This is a genomic window from Atribacter sp. (assembly GCF_035418125.1).
Lineage (GTDB): Bacteria > Atribacterota > Atribacteria > Atribacterales > Atribacteraceae > Atribacter > Atribacter allofermentans.
On record NZ_DAOLQM010000193.1, the window covers coordinates 1 to 4,300 of the forward strand.

A 4,300-nucleotide genomic window follows, 5' to 3' on the forward strand; every position below is an offset into this window, starting at 1 on the left:
GTAAGATAAACTGGAAAAGGAGGATATTGACCGGTAAGAGAATCAAGAAAGAGCTCACCTGGCATCGCTCGATCTCGATGTAATTTTGACCATTGAAATAGAGAATCGATCCCGTCGGAATAAAATTCTGGAACATTAGTCAGTCGATGGGGAGACCAATTGTTAAAAAAAGCTGACTCGGCATTGTGAAATAGTTCGACGAAGTTGCTTTTTTGCGTTGGATCTTTAATGTGGTATATCTCTTCGACCCCTTCCTCAATAATATCGAGAGGATTTTGATCGACATCCTGTAGAAAACGTCCTAAACAGAACAAATTCATCTCAGTACTGGGATTGATCAGAGGCCCCAAATACAATTCACATGATCGACTTCCATCTCGATATAGATTGCGAAGATGAGTGGTTGATCGCAAAATATAGGGAAGAAACCAGCGGTTTCGATCAAAGCGTTGGGGTGGATAAATCCAAAACCCACCCGATGTGCCATAGTCACATGGTAATCTATCAATAAAAACCGCTCGATCATTTTCATGAATAAACTGTCCATGATTACCGCCATCGATAAAAATATCAATATTCTTCCCTAAATCCAAAACCGATCCGCGTTCTTTCTCATTCATCCAATCTCCCCAAGGAAGATACCCGGAAGTATTCACCAGCAATTTTTTCTCAGGCCAACGGTTTCGAATATAAGCAGCAGTCAGATGGTTTATGCGGTTATAGTAATCAACATCACCTTCCTGAATGCATTTTTCACAGCAACAACGACCTTGATCAGCAGCTTCCAAATGATATCCGTCCACAATAAAGTTTTTCCCGATAAAATCAATTACTTTCTCCATCAGTTCTCGAGACTTAACTTGCGAACCACATAAAGCCGAAGGGTTGGTCCCTCGAACTTCTGGATCGTTTTGAATAATCGTATCAAAACCCCAGCTATAGACTCCTAAACCATAAATCAGCTGTAAACCATTGGAATGAATGATATGAATTAGGCGGTCGACTTGACTTTTTCTCTCGGGGGTCAAAACGCTCTCAATGTCCATCGGCCAATCTCGATTGGTAAGCAGACCAAACAAATCGATATCGGTATAACCGGCCCTTTTTAAAAATTCCATGGTTTTTTGAAAATCGTTAATGGTTTGTTGATCAATTAATACACTAGGCCAGGCATCATCCAATATTGGTGTACTGCGAAAATCGTTTAACCAAACTCCAAAAGCAATCCGGTTTTGAAATGATTTTTTATTCATATCCCTACCCTGTCAATACTTTTCATTTAAAAACCATCAATATCCTAATCAGCGATTCTTCCCTTCAGTTTTTGATCCAAAAGAACCGCTCCGACTAAAACCACACCCTTTACAATACTTTGATAAAAGGAGTGTATTCCCATCAAATTGAGACCATTGGCAATAAAACCAACGATAAAAGCACCGATCAACATTCCAAATATCGACCCTTCTCCACCTTCGATACTAGTTCCACCTAATACCACAGCCACGATAACATCAAACTCGAAACCAGATCCGACCATGGCTTGGCCAACTCCTAAGCGGGAAGCCATTAAAGTACCCGAAAACCCTGTCAAAGTTCCAACCAGAAAATAAAGCAAGATGATAATTGAACCAACGTTGATTCCCGAAAGGAGCGCAGTTCTTTTATTTCCACCGATAGCAAATGTATAACGACCTAAGATGGTCTTGCTTTCGATAAAATAGAAAAGAAAGATGGTCAAAAACATGATAATAAAGATAATGGGTATTCCACCCAAATAACCTCGACCCAAAAGAGTAAAATTCTTTCCTAACCCCATGTGGATACTATTGCCACCGCTAATAACCAATGCCAAACCCCGAGCTGCATACATGGTACCTAAGGTGGCTATGATCGAAGGAATCCTCAATTTGATCACCATGAGTCCGTTTAAAAGACCGATTGCGCTTCCCACCAAAGTTGAAAGAATAATTGAAAACCATAGGGGAATCGATTGAGTTACAAAGAGGGCTGAGAGCATTCCGGTGAGACCCAATACACTTCCTATCGATAAATCAAAGTTACCAGATATCATGAGAGGAGTAACTGCACAACCAGTGATCACGACAAAAGCCACCTGTCGGGTTACGTTGTTGAGGTTGGTTACGGTTAAAAATGATTTGGATAGGAAAGAAAGCACAATAATAATCAGCAACAAAACGCCAAAAATAACCATTTTTTGCAAAAAGCCGCTACTCAGCTTAATTTTCATAATTAGTCCTCTTTCCACGGGTGATAATATATAGAATTTCTTCTGGATCCGCCTCTTGGTTCTTTATTTCCTTGACAATTTGGCCATCTCGGAGTAAATAAATGCGGTCACAGAGGTTAAATATCTCCGGATATTCTGAAGAAAAAACGATGATTGACTTCCCCTTCTCGGCTAAATTTCTTATAATACGATGAATTTCCTCCTTAGCTCCAATGTCTACTCCCCGGGTGGGTTCATCCATCATAAGAATATTCGACCCGGCATGCAGGTATTTTGAAACCACAACTTTCTGTTGATTCCCACCACTGAGGGTTGCTACTTTTTGTTCAATATGTTTTACTTTGATATTCATCGCATCAACATAATTTCTTGCTACCTCACGATCTTCTTGGCTACGTACGACTCCAAAATGGGAAAGAACCTTTAAATTGGTAATCGATATATTGGGTCGAACTGGAAGCTTCATAATTAATCCTTCGGTAAGCCGTTCTTCCGGTACCATGGATATCCCGCTCAACATAGCATCCCGAGGAAGATCAAACAGAACACTTTTTCCTTCAATCCGGATATCTCCGCTCAATACTCGGTCCAACCCAAAAAGAGCCAAGGCAATTTCAGTTTTCCCTGCCCCTCTCAAACCGTAAAATCCCAAAATCTCACCCTTAAATAGATTAAAGTTAACATTTTTAAGCTTATGAGTTGTCAGATTGTATACTTCCAATACCTTCTTTTGATAGTCAACCGGTCGCGGGACATATTTATCCACAGTCACTTTACCAATCATCATTCGGATCAATTCATCCCGATCAATATCCGCCACATTTTTTGTTTCAACAATTTCACCATCTCGAAATACTGTAACCACGTCTCCAATAGTAAAAATATCATCCAAAATGTGGCTGATATAAATTACGGTGATATTTTTCTCCTTCAAGGAACGAATAATGGCAAATAAACGTTTGGTTTCATTCTCTGAAACCGCTGCAGTTGGTTCATCCATAATTAAAAGGCTCGCATCCACGGCAATCGCTTTGACAATTTCAATAACTTGTTTTTCCGCAAAACTAAGCTGAGCTACTTTTTTCTTGAGTGGAATGTCGGGAGCAAACTCTTTCATGAGCTGAAAAACTTTTTCGGAAGGATCACTTCTTTGAATGACACCATAACGATTTGGTTCTCTGCCTAAAATGAGATTTTCTTCAACCGTGAGTTGGTTTACCACATTCAATTCTTGAAACAAAGTACTAATCCCCAAGTCCATCGCTTCCCGGATCGAGCGAGGCTTAAATTCTTTTCCATTAAAAAGGATTTCTCCTGAACTTCTGGTTTCAGCACAAGTCAATATCTTAATAAAGGTTGACTTTCCTGCACCATTTTCCCCAACAATACAATGAACGGTATTGCGACGTATATCCAAATCGATTCCTTTTAATGCAGCAACCCCGGGATAGTTTTTAGCAAGTCCTCGAACCTCAAGTATGTTTTTTTCCATAAAATTGACTCTCCTAAATCAGACAGGAGGAGTTACACCTCCTCCTGTCTAAACCCCCATTCCTATTCTTCAATTTCTTTGGCTAAATCGACTTCTATTGCCCATTCATCTTTCACAAATTGTTCGATTTCTTCTTTACTCATATCCCATCCATTGACGACAAACGATATTACTGCTTCGTTTTTATCGGTTGCATACATATCCAATTCCCCATTAATAATTTTAAGCAGCATATCGATACATTTTTTGGCATTGCTCTTTGGCTGTAATGCCAAGGTAAGTTTGAAAGCTGAGTTTGGATCAGCCACTTTCACCAATTCGGGAACCGAACCATCTACACCAGCAAAAATTTCTGATACCGGAATTCTATCTTTGGCGTTTCCTCGCCCGGCCGCTTCAAAAGCTGCTAAAGATCCTAAAACATTTTCTGCATCATAACCAAACATAATATTGACATCGGGAAAACTCTGGAGAATATCTTCTGCAGTACTATAAGCGATTTCTCGATTACTCTTCCCGCCATTGAAAACCCATTCCATATCCGGAGCAACGTTCTGTAC

General features: G+C 39.9%; 4 protein-coding genes. All 4 read right to left on the bottom strand.

Features of this window, described 5'->3' with window-relative positions; all coding sequences use genetic code 11:
• A partial coding sequence (locus tag PLK24_RS08935; protein ID WP_324478330.1) for a hypothetical protein occupies nucleotides 1–1,253 on the bottom strand: 1,253 nt, incomplete at its 3' end.
• A 44-nt stretch (nucleotides 1,254–1,297) separates the two neighbouring features.
• Nucleotides 1,298–2,248 carry an ABC transporter permease gene (locus PLK24_RS08940; protein ID WP_324478332.1) on the bottom strand — a complete coding sequence of 317 codons (951 nt, stop codon included), beginning with the start codon at nucleotides 2,246–2,248 and terminating at the stop codon, nucleotides 1,298–1,300.
• Nucleotides 2,238–3,740: a sugar ABC transporter ATP-binding protein gene (locus PLK24_RS08945; RefSeq protein ID WP_324478334.1), complete on the bottom strand. Its 1,503-nt coding sequence runs from the start codon at nucleotides 3,738–3,740 to the stop codon at nucleotides 2,238–2,240. Before PLK24_RS08945 ends, PLK24_RS08940 begins: the two co-directional genes overlap by 11 nt.
• Nucleotides 3,741–3,802: 62 nt before the next feature.
• Nucleotides 3,803–4,300, bottom strand: a 498-nt coding sequence (locus tag PLK24_RS08950) for a hypothetical protein (protein ID WP_324478336.1), incomplete at its 5' end; no start/stop codon positions are given.

What these genes read in the sequence shown, in the direction of transcription:
- PLK24_RS08940 (WP_324478332.1), bottom strand. Translation starts at nt 2,248, where the DNA reads ATGAAAATTAAGCTGAGTAGCGGCTTTTTGCAAAAAATGGTTATTTTT.
- PLK24_RS08945 (WP_324478334.1), bottom strand. Translation starts at nt 3,740, where the DNA reads ATGGAAAAAAACATACTTGAGGTTCGAGGACTTGCTAAAAACTATCCC.